22 protein-coding genes are annotated in these 22,185 nt (G+C 59.0%); 4 read left to right on the forward strand and 18 right to left on the reverse strand.

The features are described from left to right. Nucleotides 1-40: 40 nt before the first annotated feature. Together KDX39_RS06230 and KDX39_RS06235 are read right to left on the reverse strand one after the other, a co-directional pair. A complete protein-coding gene (locus KDX39_RS06230) occupies nucleotides 41-589 on the reverse strand; it encodes a sugar ABC transporter ATPase (RefSeq protein WP_231659730.1) in 549 nt (182 codons plus the stop codon). 76 nt (nucleotides 590-665) lie between these two features. Continuing rightward, on the reverse strand, nucleotides 666-1,445 hold the full coding sequence (locus KDX39_RS06235; RefSeq protein WP_231659731.1) for a sulfite exporter TauE/SafE family protein: 780 nt from the start codon (nucleotides 1,443-1,445) through the stop codon (nucleotides 666-668). Nucleotides 1,446-1,681: 236 nt separating this feature from the next. Here KDX39_RS06235 and xseA point away from each other — a divergent pair, with 236 nt between their 5' ends. The 4 genes from xseA (at nucleotide 1,682) to KDX39_RS06255 (ending at nucleotide 7,194) form a co-directional block, all read left to right on the forward strand. Next, nucleotides 1,682-3,061, forward strand: coding sequence for an exodeoxyribonuclease VII large subunit (xseA, locus tag KDX39_RS06240; RefSeq protein WP_231659732.1), 1,380 nt, complete (start codon nucleotides 1,682-1,684; stop codon nucleotides 3,059-3,061). A 7-nt stretch (nucleotides 3,062-3,068) separates the two neighbouring features. After that, nucleotides 3,069-3,893, forward strand: a complete 825-nt coding sequence (locus KDX39_RS06245; protein WP_231659733.1) for a peptidoglycan DD-metalloendopeptidase family protein — start codon at nucleotides 3,069-3,071, stop codon at nucleotides 3,891-3,893. 394 nt (nucleotides 3,894-4,287) lie between these two features. Then, a complete protein-coding gene (gene leuA / locus KDX39_RS06250; RefSeq protein ID WP_231659734.1) occupies nucleotides 4,288-5,958 on the forward strand; it encodes a 2-isopropylmalate synthase in 1,671 nt (556 codons plus the stop codon). 366 nt (nucleotides 5,959-6,324) lie between these two features. Beyond that, nucleotides 6,325-7,194, forward strand: coding sequence for an isocitrate lyase/PEP mutase family protein (locus KDX39_RS06255; protein WP_083182860.1), 870 nt, complete (start codon nucleotides 6,325-6,327; stop codon nucleotides 7,192-7,194). 92 nt (nucleotides 7,195-7,286) lie between these two features. Here the strand turns inward: KDX39_RS06255 and KDX39_RS06260 are convergent, their stop codons facing one another. The 16 genes from KDX39_RS06260 to hscB all read right to left on the reverse strand — a co-directional run bounded on the left by KDX39_RS06260 (nucleotide 7,287) and on the right by hscB (nucleotide 22,180). Further along, nucleotides 7,287-7,724, reverse strand: a complete 438-nt coding sequence (locus KDX39_RS06260; protein WP_231659735.1) for a hypothetical protein — start codon at nucleotides 7,722-7,724, stop codon at nucleotides 7,287-7,289. A gap of 58 nt (nucleotides 7,725-7,782) precedes the next feature. After that, nucleotides 7,783-8,574 (reverse strand): amidohydrolase, encoded by a 792-nt coding sequence (locus KDX39_RS06265; RefSeq protein ID WP_231659736.1) that lies wholly within the window; start codon nucleotides 8,572-8,574, stop codon nucleotides 7,783-7,785. After that, nucleotides 8,562-9,710: a pyridoxal phosphate-dependent aminotransferase gene (locus tag KDX39_RS06270; protein ID WP_231659737.1), complete on the reverse strand. Its 1,149-nt coding sequence runs from the start codon at nucleotides 9,708-9,710 to the stop codon at nucleotides 8,562-8,564. Before KDX39_RS06270 ends, KDX39_RS06265 begins: the two co-directional genes overlap by 13 nt. 120 nt (nucleotides 9,711-9,830) lie before the next feature. Continuing rightward, on the reverse strand, nucleotides 9,831-11,300 hold the full coding sequence (gene der / locus KDX39_RS06275) for a ribosome biogenesis GTPase Der (RefSeq protein WP_004878760.1): 1,470 nt from the start codon (nucleotides 11,298-11,300) through the stop codon (nucleotides 9,831-9,833). A 140-nt stretch (nucleotides 11,301-11,440) separates the two neighbouring features. Continuing rightward, nucleotides 11,441-12,592, reverse strand: coding sequence for an outer membrane protein assembly factor BamB (gene bamB / locus KDX39_RS06280; RefSeq protein ID WP_099229624.1), 1,152 nt, complete (start codon nucleotides 12,590-12,592; stop codon nucleotides 11,441-11,443). Beyond that, the gene (locus KDX39_RS06285; protein ID WP_231659738.1) at nucleotides 12,585-13,226 is read right to left on the reverse strand and encodes a tetratricopeptide repeat protein; all 642 of its coding nucleotides are present in this window, start codon (nucleotides 13,224-13,226) and stop codon (nucleotides 12,585-12,587) included. The genes bamB and KDX39_RS06285 overlap by 8 nt, the downstream gene beginning before the upstream one ends. Before the next feature lie 39 nt (nucleotides 13,227-13,265). Further along, nucleotides 13,266-14,555, reverse strand: a complete 1,290-nt coding sequence (gene hisS / locus KDX39_RS06290; protein WP_210072908.1) for a histidine--tRNA ligase — start codon at nucleotides 14,553-14,555, stop codon at nucleotides 13,266-13,268. A gap of 22 nt (nucleotides 14,556-14,577) precedes the next feature. Beyond that, nucleotides 14,578-15,687 carry a flavodoxin-dependent (E)-4-hydroxy-3-methylbut-2-enyl-diphosphate synthase gene (ispG, locus tag KDX39_RS06295; protein WP_099229621.1) on the reverse strand — a complete coding sequence of 370 codons (1,110 nt, stop codon included), beginning with the start codon at nucleotides 15,685-15,687 and terminating at the stop codon, nucleotides 14,578-14,580. 3 nt (nucleotides 15,688-15,690) lie between these two features. Further along, nucleotides 15,691-16,692 (reverse strand): RodZ domain-containing protein, encoded by a 1,002-nt coding sequence (locus tag KDX39_RS06300; RefSeq protein WP_231659739.1) that lies wholly within the window; start codon nucleotides 16,690-16,692, stop codon nucleotides 15,691-15,693. After that, complete coding sequence (gene pilW, locus KDX39_RS06305; RefSeq protein ID WP_231659740.1) at nucleotides 16,692-17,450, reverse strand: type IV pilus biogenesis/stability protein PilW; 759 nt, start codon at nucleotides 17,448-17,450, stop codon at nucleotides 16,692-16,694. Before pilW ends, KDX39_RS06300 begins: the two co-directional genes overlap by 1 nt. Before the next feature lie 38 nt (nucleotides 17,451-17,488). Beyond that, nucleotides 17,489-18,637 (reverse strand): 23S rRNA (adenine(2503)-C(2))-methyltransferase RlmN, encoded by a 1,149-nt coding sequence (rlmN, locus tag KDX39_RS06310; protein WP_231659741.1) that lies wholly within the window; start codon nucleotides 18,635-18,637, stop codon nucleotides 17,489-17,491. A 31-nt stretch (nucleotides 18,638-18,668) separates the two neighbouring features. Beyond that, entirely contained in the window at nucleotides 18,669-19,094 is a 426-nt protein-coding gene (gene ndk, locus KDX39_RS06315; RefSeq protein WP_002552482.1) for a nucleoside-diphosphate kinase, read from the reverse strand. Nucleotides 19,095-19,190: 96 nt separating this feature from the next. Beyond that, the gene (iscX, locus tag KDX39_RS06320; protein ID WP_231659742.1) at nucleotides 19,191-19,391 is read right to left on the reverse strand and encodes a Fe-S cluster assembly protein IscX; all 201 of its coding nucleotides are present in this window, start codon (nucleotides 19,389-19,391) and stop codon (nucleotides 19,191-19,193) included. A 14-nt stretch (nucleotides 19,392-19,405) separates the two neighbouring features. Beyond that, nucleotides 19,406-19,747: an ISC system 2Fe-2S type ferredoxin gene (fdx, locus tag KDX39_RS06325; protein WP_099229617.1), complete on the reverse strand. Its 342-nt coding sequence runs from the start codon at nucleotides 19,745-19,747 to the stop codon at nucleotides 19,406-19,408. A 3-nt stretch (nucleotides 19,748-19,750) separates the two neighbouring features. Next, the gene (gene hscA, locus KDX39_RS06330; protein ID WP_231659743.1) at nucleotides 19,751-21,613 is read right to left on the reverse strand and encodes a Fe-S protein assembly chaperone HscA; all 1,863 of its coding nucleotides are present in this window, start codon (nucleotides 21,611-21,613) and stop codon (nucleotides 19,751-19,753) included. A 45-nt stretch (nucleotides 21,614-21,658) separates the two neighbouring features. After that, complete coding sequence (hscB, locus tag KDX39_RS06335; RefSeq protein ID WP_231659744.1) at nucleotides 21,659-22,180, reverse strand: co-chaperone HscB; 522 nt, start codon at nucleotides 22,178-22,180, stop codon at nucleotides 21,659-21,661. Nucleotides 22,181-22,185: the final 5 nt, after the last annotated feature.

The following is a 22,185-nucleotide window of genomic DNA, read 5'->3' on the forward strand; positions in this document are numbered from 1 at the left end:
GCCCGGCTCAATGTAAACCTCAGTCTATTATTGAGGCCGTTTATAGACGCACTTTTACGAAGGACACCGGGCGATCCAGACGTTCGGCGAAGTCGTCGAGAAAGGTCTGGGTGAAGGACGCGTCGAGCCAGTTGTTGAAGATGAATCCCAGGTTGGAAAAACCGCAGGCGTCCAGAAACAGAAAGCCGTTGATGTCGTCTTCATGACGGCATTCCGGGCAGGTGAAGTTGTCGGTGTGCCCGGGCATCCAGTCTTCAAGGCTGTCGAACAGCGCCTCGCCGATTTCACGACGGCATTCCGGACAACCAGCTTCTTCGGCGAAGTTATCGAGTGGCGTAAAGATGCAGCGCTTGGTCACGATCTCCAGGCCGTTGATGACTTCCCCGAACGGCAAGGCCTCCGGATTCTGCACCACGCGCCTGGCCCCCGGTGCCACGGCGTAGGCCATCTTGTTGCCCGTGCGTCCGCAGGTAGACAGCTCCGGCTCGACCACGTTGAGCTTGGTCAGCCAGCGCAGGATCAGCCGCGCTCTGGCTTCATGGGCCGGGAAGGTAGAGATTTGCGGGACGATGATGCTTTGGGTGTTCATGACTGAGTGTCGCTTGAAACCGATTGAGGCCGCAGCTTAATCGGCCCTGCTTTCAGGTCAAGCGTGAAATCGGCATTCACCCTGCGATGTAACGGCCAATCAGGGCGATGCCGCTCACCAGCACCAGCCACGTCACCAGACGCACAAAGGTTTCGCGGGACAAGCGCTGGGTCAGCGCCCTCCCCACCCAGGAGCCGATCAGCATCGCTGGCAACAGACAGACACCGAGCACCAGCAGCGGAATTTCGGCGTAGACCCCCGCGATCATAAACAGACTCAGGCGCACGACGGTGCTGCAACTGATCAGAGCGCTTTGCGTAGCCCTGGCCTGCTCTTTCGAGGTCAGGCGACTGTTGAGGTGGATCGCGTATAAAAAGCCGCCACTGCCAAACAAGGCACCAAACAGACCGCCAATGGTGCCCATGGGAATGGCCCAGCCTGCGGCAAGCTGGGTGGGCCGTACCTTCACCGCCAGGCTGTACAGCGCGTAAGCCGTGACAAAGATGCCCATTAATAGAAGTAGAAGATCGGACTTCAGATTGAGCAGGAACATCACACCCAGCGTGCAGCCCACCGCCATACACGGAAGCAGACGCAGCAGTTCGGATTTGACCACTGAGTGTCGCGACGGCAGCAGATTGCCAAAGGCGGCGAGGAAATCGAGCATGACCAGCAACGGAATGATGCGTGACAGCGGCATGAAGTGAATCAGGACGGGACCTGCCACCAGCGCCGTGCCGAAACCGGCGATGCCGAATACGAGATAAGCAGCAGCCACACTGAGCTCGATGATCAGCCAGTCGAGCGGTGTGAAGCCCAGTTGAGTAAACACTGCGAACGCCTCGATATCGCCCACGATGCTTCCTTTATGGAGGGACTGCAGGGACTTTAGCAAAGGCACTGGCAGGTTGCTTTAACGTTCAGAGTTGCCTGAAAGACCGGAGGTGGAAGGTCCTGGGCCATACGCCCAAGCTGCAGCGCTCATCGCTGCACACGTCATGCGCCCGGCTCATTGATTCCTCAATCTGTACCCCTTCTTGAGCGAACGCAGACCTCGTGCGCTCAGCCAACATTGCCTTTATGATGCCCGACATGATCAAAGACCCATTCGCAAGACTCGGCCTCGACCGGGAAGTCCTTACTGTCAGCCAGCTCAACGGCCGCGCGCGGGTGTTGCTGGAGGATGTGTTCAGCAGCATCTGGGTCGAGGGCGAGATATCCAACCTCTCGCGTCCAGCCTCGGGCCATGTGTACTTCACCCTGAAGGACTCAGGCGCTCAGGTGCGTTGCGCGCTGTTTCGCCAGAGTGCGGCGCGAGTGCGCCAGGCGCTCAGGGATGGGTTGCAGGTCAAGGTGCGCGGCAAGGTGTCGCTGTTCGAAGGTCGTGGCGACTATCAGTTGATCCTCGACACCGTTGAGCCTGCCGGTGACGGCGCGTTGCGTCTGGCGTTCGATGCGCTGAAAGCCAAGCTCAGCGACGAAGGCCTGTTCAGCGCTGAGCGCAAGGTCGCCCTGCCCTTGCATCCACAGCGTATCGGCATCATCAGTTCGCCGACCGGCGCAGTGATCCGCGACATCATCAGCGTGTTCCGCCGCCGCGCACCGCGTGTCGAACTGACCCTGATTCCGACCGCCGTTCAGGGACGCGAGGCGATCAATCAGATCGTCCGCGCCCTCAAACTGGCCGACTCCCGAGGCTTCGATGCGCTGATCCTCGCTCGTGGTGGCGGATCGCTGGAAGACCTGTGGTGCTTTAACGAAGAAGCCGTGGCCCGCGCCATTGATGCCTGCGTGACACCTATCGTCAGCGCGGTCGGGCATGAGACCGACGTGTCGATCAGCGACTTCGTGGCCGATGTCCGTGCGCCAACCCCGTCAGCCGCAGCCGAACTGCTGGCTCCGGATTCCAGCGACCTGCACCGCCGCGTCGACAACCTGCATCGCCGACTGATCAGCCGAATGCAGGATCGCCTGATGCGCGAGCGCCTGCGCCTCGACGGGATCTCCCGACGCCTGCGTCATCCCGGCGAACGGCTGCGTCAGCAATCCCAGCGTCTCGATGACCTGGACATGCGCATGCGCCGCGCTTTCGAGCAAAGCATGCACAAGCGTCAGGTTCGTCTGGCTCATATGGAAAGCCGCCTTGCCGCCCAGCATCCGGGACGCACGCTGGTGTTCCTGCGCCAGCGCCTGGATGTGCTGGCCGAGCGCTTGCCGCGCGCCATTCGAGAACAGATCAAAGCCCGTAAACTGCACCTGCAAAGTCAGGTCCAGACTCTCAACGTCGTCAGCCCGCTCGCTACTCTGGGTCGCGGCTACAGCATTCTGCTCGACGAACGGGGCCACGCGATCCGCGATGCCGCACAAACCCGCCCCGGCCAACGCCTGACCGCGAAGCTGGATGAAGGCGAGCTGCAAGTACGGGTCGAAGACAATCACCTGACGCCCGTGACCCTTTCCCTTCTGGACTGACTGCCTGATGCTACGTTTTATCGCCCCGCTGTTCGCTCTGCTGCTGTGCCTGCCTGTTCAGGCCGACAGTTTCATCACCCGTGCACTGAACAAGCCCGTTCCAGGAGGCGTCGCCGTCATCGACCTGGGCACTGGCGCACAGGCACCGACCGCGACCTATCAGGGCAAGCGGGTGTTGGTGGTCAAGGAGCAAGGCACACGCTGGCTGGCGATTGTCGGCATTCCACTGACTGTCAAACCGGGTACAGAACAGGTCGTTTCGGGCGGCCGCTCGCTGAGTTTCACTGTCGGCACCAAAAAGTACCCGGAGCAGCGCATTACCCTGAAGAACAAGCGTCAGGTCAATCCGAACCCTGAAGACAATAAACGCATCGAAGGCGAACTGGCCGAACAGATACGCGCCTACCGTAGCTTCAGCCCCGGCACGCCGAGCAACCTGATTCTCGACAAGCCGGTCAACGGTCCGCTATCCAGCAAGTTCGGGGTTCGCCGCTTCTTCAATGGAGAAGAACGCAACCCGCACGCCGGTCTGGACTTCGCGGTACCTGCAGGCACACCGATCAAATCCCCGGCAGCCGGCAAGGTCATCCTGATTGGCGATTATTTCTTCAACGGCAATACCGTGTTCGTCGATCACGGTCAGGGCTTTATCAGCATGTTCTGCCACATGTCGAAGATCAATGTGAAACAGGGCGACCTCGTACCGCGTGGCGGCGTCGTTGGCGAAGTAGGCGCAACCGGCCGCGCGACGGGTCCGCACATGCACTGGAACATCAGCCTGAACGATGCCCGGGTGGATCCGGCGATCTTCATCGGCGCGTTTCAACCTTGATGATCCGTGCTGCGCTTCAGGCAGCCTTCGCGAGCTTGCTCGCGAATGGACACGAGCGGGACGCACCGAACCGAGTATCGCCAAACATCATCTTGCGCACATCACAGATCACGAACAATTACCCTGAAAAAAACGCAACAATTGTGCGATAAAAAAGCCAAAAATCAAAAATAACAAGAATTTATCCCAATTATTTTCAAGTGCTTGCCATCGTCCACCTCAATGGTTACGGTTGGCCTCATGAACACCTCTCAAACCCTATTCCTGTTGCGCCAACATCGGTGCCTCAGCCTGGTCAGTGCACGACTGCCGGGCTGGATTGCAGTGCCTCGACCATAGTTAGCGATAACGGTGGCCGCTTCTTTCCGGCCTATAAGTACAAAGGACTATTTACATGACCATGCTCAAAGATCCCTCGAACAAGTACCGCGCGTTTCCGACCATTGATCTGCCTGACCGCACCTGGCCTTCCAAGACCATCACTGCGGCGCCGATCTGGTGCAGTTCCGACCTGCGCGACGGTAACCAGTCGCTGATCGAGCCTATGGATGCTGCCAAGAAGCTGCGCTTCTGGAAGACGTTGGTCAGCGTCGGCGTCAAGGAAATCGAAGCCTCGTTCCCGTCGGCCTCGCAGACTGATTTCGACTTCGTGCGTACCCTGATCGAAGACGGTCACATCCCGGACGACACCACCATTCAGGTGCTGACCCAGGCGCGTGAAGACCTGATCGCCCGCACGTTCGAGTCGCTGCGCGGTGCCAAGAAAGCCATTGTTCACTTGTATAACGCGACCTGCCCGTCGTTCCGCCGCATTGTGTTCAATCAGGACAAGGCTGGCGTGAAGGACATCGCAGTGAACGCTGCCAAGCTGTTCGTCAAATACGCCGCCGAACAACCTGAAACCCAGTGGACCTTCCAGTACTCGCCGGAAACCTTCAGCGCCACCGAGCTGGAGTTCGCCAAGGAAGTCTGTGACGCAGTGATCGAAGTCTGGAACCCGACGCCGCAGAACAAGGTGATCCTGAACCTGCCTGCGACCGTTGAAGTGGCTACACCCAACATTTACGCCGACCAGATCGAGTGGTTCGGTCGCCACATCACGCGCCGTGACAGCGTGCTGATCAGCCTGCACACCCACAACGACCGTGGCACCGGCGTCGCGGCCACCGAGCTGGGCCTGATGGCGGGCGCGGACCGTGTCGAAGGCTGCTTGTTCGGTAACGGCGAGCGTACCGGTAACGTCGATCTGGTGACCGTTGCCTTGAACCTCTACACCCAGGGCATCAACCCTGAGCTGGACTTCTCGGACATCGACGGCGTGCGCAAGGTCGTCGAAGAGTGCAACCAGATTCCGGTTCACCCGCGTCACCCATACGTGGGCGACCTGGTTCATACCGCATTCTCCGGCTCGCACCAGGATGCCATCCGCAAGGGCTTTACTCAGCAGAAGGAAGGCGAGCTTTGGGAAGTGCCTTACTTGCCGATCGACCCGGCCGATATCGGGCGCAGCTACGAAGCCGTAATTCGCGTCAACAGCCAGTCGGGCAAGGGTGGCATCACCTACCTGCTGGAACAGGAATATGGGATTTCCTTGCCGCGCCGCATGCAGATCGAGTTCAGCCAGGTGGTTCAAGGTGAAACCGACCGTCTGGGCCTTGAGATGACTGCCGAGCAGATCCACTCGTTGCTGCGTCGTGAATACCTGCAGGCCAACGCGCCTTACGCGCTGATCAGCCACAAGCTGCAGGAAGAGAACGGCAACAGTTCGGTCGATGCCGAAGTACACGTCGATGGCGAAACCCAGCACTGGCGCGGCAAGGGCAAAGGTGCTCTGGAAGCGCTGGTGGCCGGCCTGCCGATCTCCGTAGAGATCATGGACTACAACGAGCACGCCATCGGTTCCGGCACCACAGCCAGGGCCGCTGCCTACATTGAGCTGCGTGTGAATGGTGACAAGGCCGTCCACGGCGTGGGCATCGATGAAAACATCACCACCGCCAGCTTCCGCGCATTGTTCAGCGCACTGAACCGCTCACTGAGCCAGGCACAAGCCAAAGCGGCCTGAGTGAAGGAATGTGGCAGCGGACGCTGATCCGCTGCCATTTCGGTTGGACAATCCCTCCCCGACTCCGCCACATGCCCTCTAGGGCTATTCCATTTAGCGCATGACCCTGTCCGTTTCGGCATAATCTTTTTTATTGACGCTGTGGTAGCATGCTGCCCTTGGCTTGGACCGGCCTGAATCGAACAGCCATTCATAGGCTGAAGATGCCCGTCCCAATTGACCTGCCCGCTCCATCTTCCTATAAAAAACAAGACGACTATTGCATTGTTTCCCCGACGAAAAAAATGCACGGGCAGACCTTCCGTGCATTGAAAACAGCTTTGGCGTCGTCAACGCCGAGCTGATCCAATCACATTTGGAGCGATTATGCCCAAGGCTTCCCATCAAGACCTGCGCCGCAGCTTTCGTGAGCTGACCTCGTCAAAATCCTGCTTTCACACCGCTTCGGTATTCGACCCGATGTCTGCGCGCATCGCCGCTGACCTGGGCTTTGAAGTCGGCATCCTTGGCGGCTCGGTCGCTTCGCTGCAAGTACTGGCAGCGCCTGATTTCGCCCTGATCACACTCAGCGAGTTCGTCGAGCAGGCCACGCGCATCGGCCGTGTCGCACAGCTTCCCGTCATTGCAGACGCAGACCATGGTTACGGCAACGCCCTTAACGTCATGCGCACTGTCACTGAGCTGGAACGCGCCGGTATCTCGGCCCTGACCATCGAAGACACCCTTCTGCCCGCGCAGTTTGGCCGCAAATCGACGGACCTTATTTCCACAGCAGAAGGTGTGGGCAAGATTCGCGCTGCCCTGGAAGCACGGGTCGATCCTGAAATGTCGATCTTCGCCCGCACCAATGCGGCGATCATTCCGGTTCAGGAAGCCATCAGCCGCGTGCAGCAGTACCAGAGCGCAGGCGCCGATGGCATCACCATCGTCGGCATCCGTGATTTTGATCACCTGGCGCAGATTTCCGAAGGCCTGACCGTGCCGCTGATGCTGGTCACCTATGGCAACCCTGAGCTGCACGACAATGACCGCCTGGCGGAAATGGGCGTGCGTGTCTGCGTACATGGGCACGCTGCGTACTTTGCGGCAATAAAAGCGACTTATGACTGCCTGCGCGAGCAGCGCCAGATTCTGGGCAGCACTTCAAACATGAGCGCGACCGAACTGACCCACACCTACACCCAGCCTGAGGACTACGTCGAGTGGGCGAAGAAGTTTATGAATGTGAACGAATAAGTACTGTAGCGCTGAACTGAAAAAGCCTCCCTCTCGTAGAGAAAGGGAGGCTTTGTTATATGAGCTTCGTGGAGTCGTCCGCGAAACTCGTTTCAGGCAGTGGTTTTCACGCCACCCTCAGTCTCAAGCTGCAACAACGCACCCTGAAGAGTCTGCAGGTTGGAGCTGGTCGCCATGATCTGCGCCTGGATAGCCATCGCCTTCATGGCCTTCTCTTCAGGCGTGCCTTGGCTGGCCTCAACAGAAGCCAGTTGAGCCTGCTGTTGAGCCAGTTGCTTCTGAGCCAGCTTGATCTGCTCTTTTATCTTTTCTTTGGTTTCATCGAGCGCACTTTTGCTTGATCCACCGACGCTGCCGCCGTCGGATGCACCGGTTGCTTTGGCACTTTCCGGATTCACTTCCGTGGTCTTCTTATCATCGTCCGTGGTAGCAGTAGCAGTACCTGTAGCCTTCTGCGCCTCCTGATTCTTCACTGTTAAAGACAGCGAGTTCGAGTAAGCGGTCAACGTGGACGTATTGATGGTAACCATGGCGCTCTCCTGATTGTCTGCGACACGCTATCGGCAGACTCGTAACATTCTGAAGCATTTAATTGATGATAAATGAGTCAGCGTCCAATTCTGCCGGGAAACGCGTGCGATAGGCCTGAAGATCAGTAGCGCTGAGAGCCGCATGGAATACCCCGTCGGCCTCGCCAGCGCTAAGCAGGTTTTCACCCTGGAAATCCAGGACCTGACTGTCGCCTGTGTATGCGAAGCCCTTGCCGTCGGTTCCAACCCGATTCACTGCCGCCACATAGCACAGGTTTTCGATCGCCCTGGCAGGCAACAGCCGGTTCCAGTGCAAACGTCTGGCGCCCGGCCAGTTGGCGGTGTACAGCAGCAAATCGGTGTCCTGAGCGTCGCGGCTCCACACGGGGAAACGAAGGTCGTAGCAAATCAGCGGACGAATGCGCCAGCCCTTGAGTTCGAACCTCACCTGACGCTCCCCGGGCGTGTAATGCTCATGCTCCCCGGCCATGCGGAACAGATGGCGCTTGTCGTAATGCAGCAATTCGCCGTCGGGGCGCGCCCACAACAGACGGTTACGATGACTGCCATCGGCGGCACGAATGATCACACTGCCGGTGATCACTGCATTGATGCGCCTGGCTTGCTGCAACAGCCACTCCGATGTCGGTCCGCCCTCGGCCTCCGCAAGCGCTTCGGACTCCATCGAGAAGCCGGTGGTGAACATCTCCGGCAGGATCACCAGATCAGCACCCTGCGTCTGACTCAGCAGCGATTCGAAGTGCTGGAGATTGGCATCACGGTCATGCCAGGCCAGAGTGGTCTGGATCAAGGCAAGGTTCAGGTTCGGCAACTGGCTCAGATCGCGCATAGTTTTTCCGCTGCCAGACGCAGCGTCTCCTCTTGCTTGGCGAAGCACAGGCGGATCAGTCGCTGGCCTTGCGGCGGACTCTGATAAAACACAGAGATAGGGATGCTCGCAACACCATGTTCGCGAGTCATCCACAGCGCCATGTCGACGTCATTGAGGTCAGGGCGGATCTGCGAGTAGTCCACCAATTGAAAATAGGTACCGCCGACCGGCTTGAAGGCGAAGCGTGAAGCTTTGAGTTGATCGCAGAAATAGTCGCGCTTGACCTGATAAAACGCCGGCAGCTCGTCGACATGCTCAGGGTGCGCAGCCATGAAGTCGGCCAACGCGAATTGCAGCGGGGTCACGCCGCAAAAGCTTACGTACTGATGAACCTTACGCATTTCGGCAGTCAACGCAGGCGGTGCGACCACATAACCGGTTTTCCAGCCGGTGACGTGATAGGTCTTGCCGAACGAGCTCACGACAAACGCTCGCTGATACAGCGCCTCATGGTCCAGCACGCTAACGTGTCGCTGGCCGTCAAAGACCAGATGCTCGTACACCTCGTCGCTGAGCAGATAGATATCACGCTCCGCAATCAGCGTCGCCAGCCGATCCAGCTCGGCACGACTGATCAACGCACCGCTCGGGTTGTGCGGGCTGTTGATGACGATCATGCGCGTGCGCGGGCTGAGCGCGTCGGTGAGCTTCTGCCAGTCGATGGAAAAATCATCCTGCCCCAGTTGCACATGAACGCAGTGCCCGCCCGCCAGCTCGACCGCAGGCTCGTAGCTGTCGTAGCACGGATCGAAAATAATCACTTCGTCGCCGGGGCGGATGACCGTCTGGATCGCGCAGAAAATACCTTGAGTCGCGCCAGGCGTGATGGTGATTTCAGTGTCAGGGCTGACCGTGCGCCCATAGCTGCGGGCGATCTTGGCCGCGACCTGTTGACGAAGCGCGGGCAGACCGGTCATCGGTGAATACTGATTGTGGCCCTGCATGACATGACGGCACACCGCATCGCGCAGCGCCTGCGGGCCATCAAAATCGGGAAAGCCCTGAGACAGGTTGATGGCGCCGGTTTCGGCAGCCAACTGTGACATGACGGTGAAGATGGTGGTGCCCACATTAGGCAGCTTGCTGTCGATCATGGAGCCCTTTCCCTGCAATCCCCCGGCACCAAGGCGGCACGGGTCAGGCAGGATAGCCCATGGAGCGCGCATAAAAAAAGGCACCAGAGGTGCCTTTTTCGTACATTTCCTACAGACGATTCAGCGCTTGTCGCGGCGCTTCTTGTCGGCTTTCTTGTGGTGCGACATCATCCGACGCTTCTTGTTGACCTGACGGTCAGTCAGCGTGTTCTTGTTGCCTTCGTACGGGTTCTCACCGCCCTTGAACTCGATACGGATCGGCGTACCGACCAGTTTGAGCACACGGCGATAGGTATTTTCCAGGTAGCGTACGTAGGACTTGGGCACCTTCTCGACCTGATTGCCGTGAATGACGATCAACGGCGGGTTGGCCCCCCCCAAGTGAGCGTAGCGCAGCTTGATGCGGCGGCTGCCGACCATGGGCGGCGCGTGCTCGCTGACGGCGTCTTCGAGAATCTGGGTGAGGCGGCTGGTCGGCCAACGGGTCACTGCAGACTTGAACGAGTTCTGTACCGACTGATACAGGTTGCCCACGCCGGTGCCGTGCAAGGCCGAAATGAAGTGAATGTCCGCGAAGTCGACGAAGAACAGACGACGCTCCAGCTCGACCTTCACGTAATCACGCTCGCCCGGTGTCATGCCGTCCCACTTGTTCAGTGCGATGACCAGTGCGCGACCGGCTTCCAGCGCAAAGCCCAGCAGGTTGAGGTCGTGATCGACGACACCCTCGCGGGCGTCCATCACGAAGATCACCACGTTGGCGTCCTTGATGGCCTGCAGCGTCTTGACCACCGAGAACTTCTCGACTTCCTCGTGGATCTTGCCGCGTTTGCGTACACCGGCGGTGTCAATCAGCGTGTACTTCTCTTCGTTACGCTCGAAGGGAATGTAGATGCTGTCACGGGTGGTGCCTGGCTCGTCGTAGACGATAACCCGGTCTTCACCAAGCATGCGGTTGACCAGCGTCGACTTGCCGACGTTGGGGCGGCCGATGATCGCGATCTTGATGCCGTCTTTCTCGCTGGGGCCTGGAATGCGCTTGGCTTCCTGACCTTCGGCGACTTCTTCGACTTCTGCGTCTTCCTGGTCGTCCTCGTCACGCGGGAATTCGCGCAAGGCGATTTCCAGCATCTGAGAGATGCCGCGACCGTGGGCACCGGCCACCGGAATGGCGTCGCCCAGTCCCATCGGACTGAACTCGGCACGGGCCAGGTTTTCGTCGATGTTGTCGATCTTGTTGGCGACCACGTAGGAACGCTTGTTACGTTTGCGCAGGTGCTCGCCAATCATCTGATCGGCAGCGGTATAGCCTGCACGGGCGTCTACCAGAAACAGCACCACATCGGCTTCTTCAATAGCCAGCAGAGACTGCTCGGCCATCTTTTCGTCCATGCCATGCTCGTCACCGGAGATACCGCCGGTGTCGATCAGAATGTAGGAGCGCCCCTGCCACTTCGCCTCTCCGTATTGGCGATCACGGGTAAGACCGGACAGATCGCCGACAATAGCGTCGCGGGTCCTGGTCAGGCGGTTGAACATGGTGGACTTGCCGACGTTCGGTCGACCCACCAGGGCGATTACGGGAACCATTAGGCTCTCCACTTCGTTATTTCAGAAAATACAAAAGCCGCTGCAGGGCAGCGGCCGGAGTTCGGGGCGGCACCCAGGGGCACCGCAGCCTTGCCTGAGCAAGGTCGCCAGAGGCCTCAGGCCCCCGGCTTCATCAATCATTACTTGATGGTCAGGGCTTCCAGTTTGCCGCTGTTGCCATACACGTAAATCATGTCACCAACCACCAGCGGACGAGCACGCAGGCCGTCGCTGTCGATCCGCTGACGACCCACGAAACGGCCGTCTACCTGGCTCAACAGGTGGAGATAGCCTTCCATGTCGCCGACCGCGATATAGCTGGAATACACTTCCGGCGCGCCCAGTTGACGGCGGGCCAGAGACTCGTTGCTCCACAGTGCGGAGGAAGAACGCTCGTCGATACCTTCGACGGTGCCGGAGGCCAGGGTCGCGTAAACACTGCCGAAGCCCTGGGCAACGCCCGAGTAGCTCGACGCGTCACGCTGCCAGAGCACCCGACCGCTTTCCAGTTCCAGACCGGCAACACGACCCTGGTAGGTCGCGACGTACAGTGTACCGCCAGACAGCAGCAGACCACCGTCGATATCGACCACACGATCCAGTTCCGAACGACCTTGCGGAACCGCTACACGCTGCTCCCAGATCGGTACGCCGTTGGTGATGTCCAGCGCGACCACTTTACCCGTGGACAGACCAGCCACCGCAAGACGGTTGGTTGCCAACGGAGCGCCTGTACCGCGCAGGGTCAGCACCGCAGGCGTGCTTTCGTAGATCCAGAGCTGGGAACCGGTGGAGGCATCGAAGCCGACCACGCGGTCATCCTGGGTCTGAACCACGACAACGCTGCCGTTGGTGGCAGGCGGGGCCAGCACTTCGCTGCTCACACGAGCGCGCCATTTTTCTTCGCCGGTGGTGGCGTCCATGGCGACCACTTCACCTTTGAGGGTGCCGATCATCACCAGGCCGTAACCCACACCCACCGCACCGGAGACCGGCAGCTCGAGATCCTTCTTCCAGATCACGTCGCCGGTGAGGCGGTCCAGCGACACGATTTCGCCCGTGACGTCGGCCGCAAAAATGCGATCGCCGTCAATGGCCGGAACCAGCATATTGTAAGTCTTGCCCTGACCGTCTCCGATGGAGCGGCTCCACTGCTTCTGCAGGACCACTTCTTCTTTGAAGTCGGTCAGCTCGGCTGGCGGCAGTTCTTTCTTGCTGTTGCTGCTGCAACCCGCGGCCAGAATGGCCAGAGCCAGCAATGCTGCATGTTTCCAACGAATCACGTCACGCATCCCCTTTCGCCAGATCGTCGAGCTTCATTTGCAGACCACCGACCGCTGCCTCTTCAGACAGAGCGGATTTGGCCTTTTGGTATGCAGCGTGTGCCTCGTCGGTACGACCCAGTTGAACCAGCAGGTCACCCTTGAGTTCTTCACGGCTGGCCAGGAACGACTTTTCAGCATCGCCTTCCAGCAGTTTCAGCGCATCATCAGCCTTGTTCTGTGCTGCCAGTACGCGCGCCAGACGCTGACGGGCAATTTCGCCCAGCGTGTCGTTGGCAGGCTTGTCGGCAACCGCTTTCAGCTCTGCTGCTGCGTCGTCGAGTTTACCGGTATCCACCGCCACCTTGGCGACGAAAAGACTGCCGTACTGCGCATAAGTCGTACCGCCGTATTCGCTTTTCAGCTTGCCGGAGATCTCGGCGACACGCGTGGTGTCTGCCTGACCACTTGGCGTCAGTGCGGTTTCGAGCAACTGCTGGTAGAGCATCGAGGCGCCTTGCGACTGATTAGCCTGATATCTATGCCAGAACTGCCAGCCCAGGACCACGATCAGCGCGAGCAGGCCACCTGCAACCAGGGGTTTGCCGTTGCGCTGCCACCAGTCCTTGACTCCCGCCAGCTCATCATCTTCAGAACTCGACACCCCAATACTCCTATTCGCTAAAACGGCTGTTAATCAGCTTCAACCCTGCACGACGCAGGAGGCCAGGTGCTCTGACAGAGCATCCCAGGCAATATTTTGTTGTTCACCCTGACCACGCAGGGGTTTGACGCCAATGATCTTCTGGGCAAGCTCTTCGTCGCCGAGGATCAGAGCATACAGCGCGCCGCTCTTGTCGGCTTTCTTGAACTGGCTCTTGAAGCTTCCTGCACCGGCATTGATCTGCAGACGCAAGTTCGGCAGACGGTCGCGGACCTGTTCGGCAAGCGTCAGCCCCGCCAGTTCGGCAGCTTCGCCGAATGCGCAGAGGTACACGTCGACCTGGCGGGAAATCTCTTCCGGGATCTGCTCCAGGGTTTCCAGCAGCAGAACCAGGCGTTCGATGCCCATCGCAAAGCCGACACCCGCTGTCGGCTTGCCGCCCATCTGCTCGACCAGACCGTCGTAACGACCGCCCGCGCAGACAGTACCCTGAGCACCCAGTTGATCGGTGACCCACTCGAAAACGGTCTTGCTGTAATAATCCAGCCCGCGCACCAGTTTGGGATTGATCACATAAGGAATGCCGGCAGCGTCCAGACGGGCCTTCAGGCCTTCGAAGTGAACGCGGGATTCTTCATCGAGATAATCAGCCAGCTTCGGTGCATCCACCAGCACCGCCTGAGTTTCGGGATGCTTGGTGTCGAGCACGCGCAACGGGTTGGTCTTCAGGCGGCGCTGGCTGTCTTCGTCCAGTTGGTCGAGACGCGCCGACAGAAACTCCACCAACGCCTCGCGATAACGTGCACGGGCCTCGCTCGTACCCAGACTGTTGAGTTCAAGCTTGACCGCATTGCGAATACCCAGCATGCCCCACAGGCGCCAGGTCATGACGATCAGTTCGGCATCGATGTCCGGACCGTCAAGATTGAAGACTTCCACACCGATCTGGTGAAACTGGCGATAACGGCCTTTCTGCGGACGCTCGTGACGGAACATCGGCCCGATGTACCACAGTTTCTGAACCTGCCCGCCACCCGTAATGCCATGCTCGAGCACTGCGCGCACGCAGGCCGCCGTGCCTTCAGGGCGCAGGGTCAGCGAGTCACCGTTGCGGTCGGCAAAGGTGTACATCTCTTTTTCGACGATGTCGGTGACTTCGCCGATGGAGCGCTTGAACAGGTCGGTGAATTCGACGATAGGCATGCGAATCTGCCGGTAACCGTAGTTATCGAGCAGACGCGAGACGGTGCCTTCGAAGTGACGCCACAGCGGCGTCTGCTCGGGCAGGATGTCGTTCATGCCACGAATGGCTTGCAGAGACTTACTCACAAAAAATCCTTAGCAATACGGGTTAGCCGCGCACGATGACCGATGCGTCGGCTTCGGCCTTTTCAGCCGCTTTCTCACGAATCAAGCGTTCCAGCTCATCCACGAGATTGTCATTGGTCAGCTTCTGCGCAGGCTTGCCATCGATGTAGATCAGGTTCGGCGTACCGCCCGTGAGGCCGATATGCGCCTCCTTGGCTTCACCAGGACCGTTGACCACACAACCGATGACCGCCACATCCAGCGGCACCAGCAGATCTTCGAGACGACCTTCAAGCTCGTTCATGGTCTTGACCACATCGAAGTTCTGCCGCGAGCAACTCGGGCAGGCGATGAAATTGATACCACGTGAACGAAGGCGCAACGATTTGAGAATGTCGTACCCGACCTTCACTTCTTCGACCGGATCAGCGGCCAGTGAGATGCGGATAGTATCGCCAATTCCTTCGGCGAGCAGCATACCTAGGCCGACGGCCGATTTCACTGTACCTGAACGCAATCCACCGGCTTCGGTAATGCCCAGGTGCAACGGCTGGGTGATCTGCCTGGCCAGCAGGCGGTAGGCTTCGACGGCCATGAACACGTCGGAGGCCTTCACGCTGACCTTGAAGTCCGGGAAATTCAACCGGTCCAGATGCTCCACGTGACGCAACGCGGATTCTACCAGCGCGGCGGGTGTGGGCTCGCCGTACTTCTTCTGCAGGTCTTTTTCCAGGGAGCCGGCGTTGACGCCGATGCGGATCGGGATGCCACGATCACGGGCGGCATCGACCACGGCACGTACCCGGTCTTCACGACCGATGTTGCCCGGATTGATGCGCAGGCAATCGACGCCCAGTTCAGCTACCCGCAACGCAATCCTGTAGTCGAAATGGATGTCGGCCACCAGCGGCACCTTCACCAGCTGCTTGATGCGGCCGAACGCTTCAGCGGCATCCATGTCGGGTACGGAGACCCGCACGATGTCGACGCCGGCCGCTTCCAGTCGGTTGATCTGCGCGACCGTGGCCGCCACATCATTGGTGTCACTGTTGGTCATGCTCTGCACTGCAATCGGGGCATCGCCGCCGACAGGAACAGAACCAACCCATATTTTTCGGGATTCGCGACGCTTGATCGGGGATTCGCCGTGCATGACTTATTGACCTAGTTTCAGGCGAGCAGTCTCGCCGCTGGTAAAAGGTGCCACGTCTACAGGCTGACCGTTATAGCTGACTTGCGCACCGCGGGCGAACCCCAGGCGCAGGGTCAGCGGCGGCTTGCCGTTGACGTCAAGGCTTTCGCCCTTGCGCTTGAGTCCGCTGACCAGCACCTTCCCGTTGCCATCTGTTACCTGAGTCCAGCAATCGGCCGTGAATTGCACGTTGACCTGCCCGGCACCGGCTACGACTGGAGCAATCTGCTCGGCGGCTGGAGCGGTCGGCATGGACGGAACGGATGGCGCAACTGCGGAAGCCTGGGCCGAAGCGGCCGGTGGCGTAGCAGTAGCAGGTGCTTGCGTGTGCGCAGGTGCTGTAACGGCAGGAGCCGAGACTTCAGGCGCAGCGCTCTGGGTTTGCGTGGACGGCGTACCGGTGTTCAACGGCAGTGAAGTTTCGCCGGTTGACTGGTTCTCGACGACCGCCTGGTCCTCGGGCTCGTCCAGCGGGTGAATCTGGGTAGTGCCATCGGCGCTTTCGACTTCTACGTGTTCAAGGTTGAGCCCTGAAAGATCCTTGCCACGCATCGAGGCCTGGTCCTGCCACCAGAGAAAACCCCCACCGATCAGCACTATCAGCAGCAACAGGCTGACGATGCGCAGAATATTGTGCGACAGACGCACGGGCTCCTCGATGCGACCCAGTGCGTGCACCGGGCTGCCCTTGCCGTCAGTGCCGGTGAACTGATCGAACTGCTCGACCAGCGCGGCCTGATCCAGCTCCAGCAGTTTCGCATAGGCACGCACATAGCCCCGGGCGAAGGTGTGCCCGGGCAGCTTTTCAAAGTTCCCGTTCTCCAGATGACTCAGTGAGGTCACGGTGAGGTTAAGCCTCAAAGCCACATCAGGCAGCGACCAGTTTTTGCTCTCGCGAACCTGGCGCAGAGTCTCTCCAGGATTCACGCGGGTGGTTGCTACAACTTCGGGATGCGCCGCTTTCATCATTGCTCCGACAGGTATTGCTGATATTCCGGCGTACCGGGATAGAGTCTTTTTAATTGCAGACCAAAACTGGCCGCCTTGTTGCGGTCTTCATACACTTTAGCCAATCGCGTACCGAGCAATAGACTACGTGCATTTTGCTCGCTCAGCTGGCTAAAACGGTCGTAATAGTCACGCGCCGGCACATAATGCCCGTCTTCGTAAGACAACTCAGCCATTTCCAGCAACGCTCGCGGTTGCTGGCTGTCCAGCCGCAATGCCTTGGTGAACTGCTCGCGGGCCTGCTCGCGATTGCCCAGCTTGATCGAGGTCATGCCCAGGCTTTCGAAAACCCGCGAACGCTCAGGGTAGAGGTTATCGGCGGCAGCCTGCTCGAAACGCTCATAGGCTTCCTTGTAGCGCTTCTGCTCGTAGAGGAAACTGCCATAGTTGTTGACGATGCGTGTGTCGTTGCGGCTCGCCGACAGCGCCTTGCGAAAGTACTGGTCGGCAAGTTCCGGTTCCATTTCGGCCTGGAAGACCAGCGCCAGTGCCGCGTTGGCTCCGGCATCCAAACCATCCAGTTCAAGTGCTTTCTTCAGAGGTACCTTGGCGCGCTCGGTCTGGCCTTGCTGCAGATAGCCGATTCCGAGCTGAACGTATGCCTTGCGCGCCTCTTCACGTCCCTGGGAGGTGGAGAGCGGATTGACATTGCCGGTTGATACGCAGCCCGCGAGCAACATGACAACACACAGCAGCAACGGGGCGCGCACAGACATGAAGTCCCTCTTGGTCAGTTTCGCGTTCGGTTTGGCAGTCAGGTTCGGGTTGCCGTGCCTGGCACTGATTCGGCCTCGACACTCAACTCACGCACTGCGATGTAGCGTTCGCTACGACGCGTGCGGTCCATCACCTGGCCGACCAACTGGCCACAGGCAGCATCGATATCTTCACCACGCGTGGTACGCACAGTGACGTTATAGCCAGCCTGATGCAACAGGTCCTGGAAACGACGGATTGCGTTATTGCTCGGACGCTCGTAACCGGAGTGCGGGAACGGGTTGAAAGGAATCAGATTGATCTTGCAAGGCGTGTCCTTGAGCAACTCGATCATTTCAACAGCGTGCTCGACCTTGTCATTGATGTCCTTGAGCATGGTGTACTCGATGGTGAGCACACGCTTTTCGCCCAGGTTCGACATGTAACGACGGCAGGATTCGAGCAGCATCTTCAGCGGGTATTTCTTGTTGATCGGCACCAGTTGGTTGCGCAGCGCATCATTGGGCGCGTGCAGCGAAAGGGCCAGCGATACATCGATATGCTTGGACAGCTCATCGATCATCGGTACCACGCCTGAGGTGGACAGGGTCACCCGGCGCTTGGAAATGCCATACCCCAGGTCATCCATCATCAGATGCATGGCGGCTATGACATTGTCGAAGTTCAGCAGTGGCTCACCCATGCCCATCATCACCACGTTGGTGATGGCACGGTCGACGGTCGCCGGGACACTGCCAAAGGATTTGTTGGCAATCCACACCTGACCGATGACTTCGGCGGCGGTGAGGTTGCTGTTGAAGCCTTGCTTGCCGGTGGAGCAGAAACTGCAATCCAGGGCACAGCCCGCCTGGGAAGACACACACAGAGTGCCGCGCTTGCCTTGCGGAATATAGACGGTTTCGACGCAGCTGCCGGACTCGACGCGCACCACCCATTTACGGGTGCCATCGCTCGAAATGTCCTCGCTGACGACTTCAGGACCACGAACTTCGGCACAGGCCTTGAGCTTTTCGCGCAAGGCCTTGCTGACGTTCGTCATGGCGTCGAAATCATCGACACCAAAGTGGTGAATCCACTTCATGACCTGACCGGCACGGAAGCGCTTCTCCCCGATAGAGTCGAAGAATTTCTCCATTTCCAGCTGAGTCAGACCCAACAGGTTGGTTTTACCAGTCGATGCAATCATGAATTCACCCTTCACTCGTTAGTCGCAAGACTTAGCGAGCGGTTACCTCGGTAGCTGCGAAGAAGTACGAGATTTCACGAGCAGCGGCTGCTTCGGAATCGGAACCGTGAACAGCGTTGGCATCGATGGAATCAGCGAAGTCGGCACGGATGGTGCCGGCAGCAGCTTCTTTAGGGTTGGTAGCGCCCATCAGCTCGCGGTTCAGAGCGATAGCGTTTTCGCCTTCCAGAACCTGAACGACAACCGGACCGGAGATCATGAAAGCAACCAGGTCGCCGAAGAAACCACGAGCGCTGTGCTCAGCGTAGAAACCTTCAGCTTCGGCCTTGGACAGTTGCTTCAGCTTGGAAGCAACAACGCGAAGACCGGCTTTTTCGAAACGAGTGGTGATCTCGCCGATTACGTTCTTTGCAACGGCGTCAGGCTTGATGATGGAGAAAGTACGTTGAACAGCCATGGTGAAACTCCAGAAACAGTGATTGAAGCGAAAAATTAAACCCGCGAATTATACGCGGGTTCTGGTGTATTGCCTAACTGCGTAAGTAACTGAACGTCAATCCGCCTCTTCTTTCCAGAGGGTCTGGATCGCTTCGAGGACTTTCTCCCCGCCACGATCTCGCTCATCCTCGAAGTCGGGAAGCGCCATGACCAGATCGCGCAATTTGACGAAATTCAATGAAAACGGATCGGTATCCGGGTATTCCTCGGACAACTGAATAGCAATTTCCTGCACATCGACCCATTTGAGACTCATGAGCGTTCCTTGAATCAATGCGGCGCTTCGGCAGCGTGATTGAGCGAATATTTGGGTATTTCGACGGTCAGGTCCTCGGTGCCGACAATTGCCTGACAGGATAGACGCGATTGCGCCTCAAGGCCCCAGGCTTTGTCGAGCATGTCTTCTTCCAGCTCGTCGGCTTCATTCAGCGAATTGAATCCCTGACGAATGACGCAGTGACAGGTCGTGCAGGCGCACACGCCGCCACAGGCGCTTTCGATCTCGATGTGATGCTCGTGAGCAAGCTCGAGGATGGATATACCGGGTTCAACTTCTACAACCAGCCCGTCCGGGCAGTGCTCGGCGTGGGGCAGAAAAATCACCTGCGGCATCAGTTATTCCTCAATCTCATTCAGGTTGCGTCCAGCCAGGGCGGCTTTCACCGTGGAATCCAGGCGGCGGGCAGCAAATGCATCGGTTACTTGCGACAGACGCTTGGTCTGCTGCTCGATCGCGTGTCCATCGGTGCCGTTCATCAATTCGCGCAGTTCATCCATCTGCAGGTTGATGACCAGACGTTCTTCTTCATCGAGAAGACGCTCGCCATCGGCATCCAGCGCGCCCTGCACCGCTTCGAGCAGACGCTCGGCATCGACCTGATGCTCACGCAATACGCGGGCAACCTTGTCGTCACCGGCGTAGGCAAAGGAATCCTTGAGCATGCGGGTGATTTCGCCATCGGTCAGACCATAGGAAGGCTTGACCTGAATGCTCGCCTCGATACCCGAGCCCAGTTCACGCGCCGAAACACTCAGCAGGCCGTCAGCGTCCACCTGAAAGGTGACACGGATCTTGGCCGCACCCGCCACCATCGGCGGAATGCCACGCAACTCGAAGCGCGCCAGAGAGCGGCAATCGCTGATCAGCTCGCGCTCGCCTTGCAGCACATGAATCATCATGGCCGTCTGGCCATCTTTATACGTGGTGAAGTCCTGACCGCGCGCCACGGGAATCGTGGTGTTGCGCGGAATGACCTTCTCCATCAGCCCACCCATGGTTTCCAGCCCCAGCGAGAGCGGAATCACATCGAGCAGCAGCAATTCTCCGCCGTCACGCTTGTTGCCGGCCAGAGTGTCGGCCTGGATCGCAGCCCCGATGGCCACCACCTGATCCGGATCGATTTCCGTCAACGGCTGGCGACCGAACAGCTCGGCAACCGCTTCCCGAACACGCGGCACGCGAGTCGACCCACCGACCATGACGACCGCTTCGACCTCTTCAAGCTCGATGCCGGTGTCGCGCACGGCGCGGCGGCACGCCTTCAGGCTGCGGGCAACCATTGGCTCGATCATGGCGTTCAGCGCTTCGCGAGTCAGCACTGCCTTCCAATCACCGTAGGTCACGTCGACGGCGGCGGCATCGGTCAGCGCTTCCTTGGCCGCGCACGCCGCCTGCAGCAGGCTGCGCTGGGCAGAAGGCGCGAGATCGGCGCAAAGGCCGGCTTCGGCAACAATCCAACTGGCAATCGCATGATCGAAATCATCGCCGCCCAGCGCAGTGTCGCCGCCAGTCGCCAGCACTTCGAACACGCCGCCCGTCAGCCGCAGAATCGAGATATCGAACGTGCCGCCACCCAGGTCATAAATGGCGACCACGCCCTCGGCTTTCTGGTCCAGACCATAAGCGACCGCAGCGGCAGTCGGCTCGTTGAGCAGGCGCAGCACGTTAAGACCTGCCAGCCTGGCAGCATCCTTGGTGGCCTGACGTTGAGCGTCATCGAAATAGGCAGGAACCGTGATGACCGCACCGACCAATTCACCACCCAGCGCCTCTTCAGCACGCTGACGCAGCACCTTGAGAATGTCGGCAGAGACTTCCACCGGGCTTTTCGGCCCCTGGACAGTCTCAATGAACGGCATATGCGACTCACCATCGACGAAGCGGTAAGGCAGTTGCTCACCCAGTTGCTTGACGTCGGTCAGTCCACGCCCCATAAGACGCTTCACCGACAGCACGGTGTTGAACGGATCCTGGGAAGCGGCGACTTTCGCCGACTGCCCCACTTCGACCCGATCAGCGTGATAGCGAACGGCAGAGGGCAGGATAACCTGACCTTCTGCGTCGGCCAGTGGCTCGGACAGGCCGCTGCGCACTGCAGCAACCAGAGAGTTGGTGGTGCCCAAGTCGATCCCCACAGCCAGACGGCGCTGATGCGGTTGAGGACTGAGGCCGGGTTCGGCTATCTGCAGTAAGGCCATGCGTTTCAGAATAATCACTGGGCGTGCGGCCAGGGCAGCACGGGGTTAATCGTCGAGGCGCTCTTCTAACTGGCGCACTTCGTGAGAAAGCTTGTCGAGAAACTGCATACGCCGCATCAGCCTTTCGGCGTGCTCGCGCTGTGCAGCATCACTCCAACAGGCAGCAAAGCTCTGATTCAGTTCATCCTGAGCCACCTTGAGCCGACGTTTGAACGTCGCGACCCCGGCGAGATCAGCTTCATCCTGCAGATCCTCGAGTTCTTCGCGCCACTGCATCTGCTGCAGAAGAAAGTCCGGATCGTGCACGGTGACCTCGAGCGGCACCTCGTTGCCGTTCATGGCCAACAGGTAGCGTGCCCTTTTCGGCGGGCTCTTGAGTGTCTGATAGGCTTCGTTGAGGCTGGCGGAACGCTCCAGCGCCGTGCGCTGCTCTCGCTCGGAAGCGTCGGCAAAACGGTCTGGATGGACGCCACGCGCCAATTCGCGATAACGCGTCGCCAACTGATCAAGGTCAAGCTGGAAATCAGGCTTGAGCTCGAACAGGGCGAAGTGACAGGGAGTACCCACAATAA

The sequence above is a fragment of the Pseudomonas sp. CDFA 610 genome (genome assembly GCF_021147865.1).
Classification (GTDB): domain Bacteria; phylum Pseudomonadota; class Gammaproteobacteria; order Pseudomonadales; family Pseudomonadaceae; genus Aquipseudomonas; species Aquipseudomonas alliivorans.

Coding starts and splice junctions, on each gene's coding strand:
- der (WP_004878760.1), bottom strand. CDS start 11,300: ATGGTTCCCGTAATCGCCCTGGTGGGTCGACCGAACGTCGGCAAGTCC.
- leuA (WP_231659734.1), top strand. CDS start 4,288: ATGACCATGCTCAAAGATCCCTCGAACAAGTACCGCGCGTTTCCGACC.
- KDX39_RS06300 (WP_231659739.1), bottom strand. CDS start 16,692: ATGAAAGCGGCGCATCCCGAAGTTGTAGCAACCACCCGCGTGAATCCT.
- bamB (WP_099229624.1), bottom strand. CDS start 12,592: ATGCGTGACGTGATTCGTTGGAAACATGCAGCATTGCTGGCTCTGGCC.
- KDX39_RS06260 (WP_231659735.1), bottom strand. CDS start 7,724: ATGGTTACCATCAATACGTCCACGTTGACCGCTTACTCGAACTCGCTG.
- KDX39_RS06255 (WP_083182860.1), top strand. CDS start 6,325: ATGCCCAAGGCTTCCCATCAAGACCTGCGCCGCAGCTTTCGTGAGCTG.
- KDX39_RS06245 (WP_231659733.1), top strand. CDS start 3,069: ATGCTACGTTTTATCGCCCCGCTGTTCGCTCTGCTGCTGTGCCTGCCT.
- KDX39_RS06270 (WP_231659737.1), bottom strand. CDS start 9,710: ATGATCGACAGCAAGCTGCCTAATGTGGGCACCACCATCTTCACCGTC.
- fdx (WP_099229617.1), bottom strand. CDS start 19,747: ATGCCGCAGGTGATTTTTCTGCCCCACGCCGAGCACTGCCCGGACGGG.
- ispG (WP_099229621.1), bottom strand. CDS start 15,687: ATGCACGGCGAATCCCCGATCAAGCGTCGCGAATCCCGAAAAATATGG.
- KDX39_RS06230 (WP_231659730.1), bottom strand. CDS start 589: ATGAACACCCAAAGCATCATCGTCCCGCAAATCTCTACCTTCCCGGCC.
- xseA (WP_231659732.1), top strand. CDS start 1,682: ATGATCAAAGACCCATTCGCAAGACTCGGCCTCGACCGGGAAGTCCTT.
- ndk (WP_002552482.1), bottom strand. CDS start 19,094: ATGGCTGTTCAACGTACTTTCTCCATCATCAAGCCTGACGCCGTTGCA.
- rlmN (WP_231659741.1), bottom strand. CDS start 18,637: ATGATTGCATCGACTGGTAAAACCAACCTGTTGGGTCTGACTCAGCTG.
- hscA (WP_231659743.1), bottom strand. CDS start 21,613: ATGGCCTTACTGCAGATAGCCGAACCCGGCCTCAGTCCTCAACCGCAT.
- iscX (WP_231659742.1), bottom strand. CDS start 19,391: ATGAGTCTCAAATGGGTCGATGTGCAGGAAATTGCTATTCAGTTGTCC.
- KDX39_RS06265 (WP_231659736.1), bottom strand. CDS start 8,574: ATGCGCGATCTGAGCCAGTTGCCGAACCTGAACCTTGCCTTGATCCAG.
- pilW (WP_231659740.1), bottom strand. CDS start 17,450: ATGTCTGTGCGCGCCCCGTTGCTGCTGTGTGTTGTCATGTTGCTCGCG.